The following is a 2,632-nucleotide window of genomic DNA, read 5'->3' as shown; positions in this document are numbered from 1 at the left end:
CGCCGAACGATCGTCCACCACGGACATAACCGTACCGAGGCAATCACAGGGGAACCCCAAACACAGATCAAATGATCAACTTATTTAATGATGATCCCCTAGGCCGCCACCGCCGCTTGGGCCGTGACCACCGTGACCGCCGAGCTGGTTGCCCTGGAACCCGCCCTGACCGAGGCCGAACTGTCCGGCGGGACCGGCACCCGCGATCGCGTTGTACGGCGGAAGTAGCTCGCAGGGCTGCACGATGACGAAGCCCTCGCCGGTGAACTGCATCTGCCAGCTCTCCCCGGTGTTCCCCCGGGGTCGCCACACGGCCGAGGACGTCACCGCCGCCTGCATCGAGACCTGCAGGCTCGACGACCAGCCGACGACCGCGTCGGCGTCCGCGAAGTAGTAGTTCTGATGCGTTACGTGCATGACCAGCGGCGCCCCGGACGTGCAGACGGCGACCCGGCCGTTGCCGCGCAGCTCGACCTGGTAACTCCCGACACCGGCGATGCCGACCTGGCTGTCCACCCGCACCAGGTCCCAGGTCGGGTCGACGTTGAAGGCGAGCACGTTCTTGCCGTCGACGGTGAGCCCGTCACCGACCAGGTCGAGGATGTGGATGTCCTGCGCCTGGTTGGCGAGGAAGACCGAACCCGATCCGGAGACCTGCATGAGGTTCAGGCCCTCGCCGCCGCTGAAGAAGCTGCGGAAACGGGAGCCCCAGCCCTCCCAGTGCGCGTCGAAGTTCGCGGCACCCTGGTAGGCGACCATCGCGCCTTTGCGGACGTAGAACTCCCGCATCCCGCGGGCGCCAAGCGTCGCCTTGAGCATCTTGCCGTTCTGTAGGGAGAACGGCTCGTCCGAGGGACGCTCGGGATTGTCCAGGAGACTGCTGCGGAGGCCGCCGGCCGGCCCACCGGGACCACCGGAGGGTGTCCCCTGGCCCGGCGGATAGCCCGGACCACCGCCGGGATAGTTGCCCTGCGGACCACTCGGGTGGCCGCCGTACATCCCGCCCTGCGTCATGTCGCCGTCCCCGTCCTCTCCGCGGTGCGCTCCGCCGTCCGGCGCCGGTACCCGGCCGCCCGCCCCCACCGTGCCATCGCGGCCTCAGCCCCGCACCGAGAAGGTCGGCCGCTCGTCCTCGCTCGGTTGCACGACGACGAACCCCTGGCCGGAAAAGCCGAGCTGGAACGCCTCCCCGGATCCGCGCCCGATGAGCCCGCCAAGCCGGGCGGTGCGCCGGGGCTCGACGCGCAGCCCATCGGTGTAGGCGACGAGGGCGTCGGTGTCGACGTAGGTCGACGCTTCCCGGGTGTCGAGCACGATCGGACTGCCCTTGGCGGTCAGCGCCACCCAGCCGTGCCCACGCAGCACCACGTTGAACATCCCCATCCCGGACAGCATAGTGATGCCGCGGACCCGCTCGATGCTCCACTGCAGCCCGGCGTCGAAGGCCAGGATGTTCTTGCCGTTGACCGAGAGTCCCTCGCCGGCAAGCTGCGCGACGATGACCTCCTTGCCATAGTCCGCGAGGTACAGCAGCCCCTGGCCGGTCGCCGTCATGAGCGGAACGCCCTCACCCGTCGCCCAGGAGGAGGCGATCCGGCCGAGCTGCGGCGGCTGCGGGTTGAAATCGATCAGCCCCTCGTAGGCAATCATCGACCCGACCCGGGCAAAGAGATCCTGACCCGGGTTCATGACCACCTTGGCGATCTTCGAGCCGTGCCTGCTCATCCGCTCCATGATCGGAGTTGGTCCGTAATGCTGGATCAGGCTGCCCTGCACGGCCCGCTCCTCTCCCCCGGCGGTCCTCCCGCCGGGCACGCTCCCCGGATGGTCGACACGCCTCAGACCTCGTACGGCTGGACGACGATGAAGTGCCCCGCGAACCCCATGAACTGCAGGGCCGGTGCCTCGCCGCTACTGCCGGCGTAGATCTGCCGGGAGATCCGGACCTGAGTCGACACACTGACCCGCATGCCGGTGGTCCAGGCGACGAGGGCGTTCATGTCCGCGAAGGTCGGGCCCTGCACGGTGAGAGTCATCGGGGACCCCTTGGTCATGACGACCACCGAACCCGGCCCGGAGACCTCGAAGTGGAAGAACCCCCCGCCGGGGATGCCGGGGCTCTCGATCCGACGCACCTCGGTGCGCACGGTGGCGTCCATTGCCAGCAGGTTCTTCGCGTTGATGCAGAGGGAGGAGCTGCCGAGCTCGACGATATGCAGGTCCGCGGCGTCCTGGGCGAGGAAGACCTCACCCGAGCCCTTGCAGGTCATCAGCTTGAGGCTCTGGCCGGTCAGCTTGCCCTCGATGAGACCGCGCAGCCCGCCGCTCTTGTAGTCGAACTCGACGCTGCCCTGGTAGGCGACCATCGACCCGCGCAGCGCCAACGCATCCGGACCGAGGGTGACCTTGACCAGCTTGCCGTTCTGCTGGGTCCACCGACCGGCGGTCAGCACCTCCCGGTAGGGATCCAGGCTGTTCATCGCCCCGGGCGGGGTAGGTCGGGCCTGCCACGGCAGGATCTCGGGTCCGCCGAATGCGCCGGTCGGCGGCATCCCACCCGGCATGCCGGTGGCGGGCATCCCACCCGCGAAGCCCATGGGCGGCGGCGGTGCGGCGGGCGGCGGCGGTGCAG

General features: G+C 69.0%; 3 protein-coding genes. All 3 read right to left on the bottom strand.

Annotated features, from left to right (window positions below; all coding sequences use genetic code 11):
- Window positions 1-84: 84 nt before the first annotated feature.
- Entirely contained in the window at window positions 85-1,014 is a 930-nt protein-coding gene (locus AC08OJ_RS19620) for an AIM24 family protein (protein ID WP_476596510.1), read from the bottom strand.
- An 84-nt stretch (window positions 1,015-1,098) separates the two neighbouring features.
- Entirely contained in the window at window positions 1,099-1,776 is a 678-nt protein-coding gene (locus AC08OJ_RS19615) for an AIM24 family protein (RefSeq protein WP_462188165.1), read from the bottom strand.
- Window positions 1,777-1,838: 62 nt separating this feature from the next.
- A partial coding sequence (locus AC08OJ_RS19610; RefSeq protein WP_476596509.1) for an AIM24 family protein occupies window positions 1,839-2,632 on the bottom strand: 794 nt, incomplete at its 5' end.

Source organism: Frankia sp. CgKIO3 (genome assembly GCF_977946435.1).
Note: the sequence above shows the minus strand (reverse complement) of the source record. Positions and strands in the feature narration are given on the sequence as shown.

What these genes read in the sequence shown, in the direction of transcription:
- AC08OJ_RS19620 (WP_476596510.1), bottom strand. Translation starts at nt 1,014, where the DNA reads ATGACGCAGGGCGGGATGTACGGCGGCCACCCGAGTGGTCCGCAGGGC.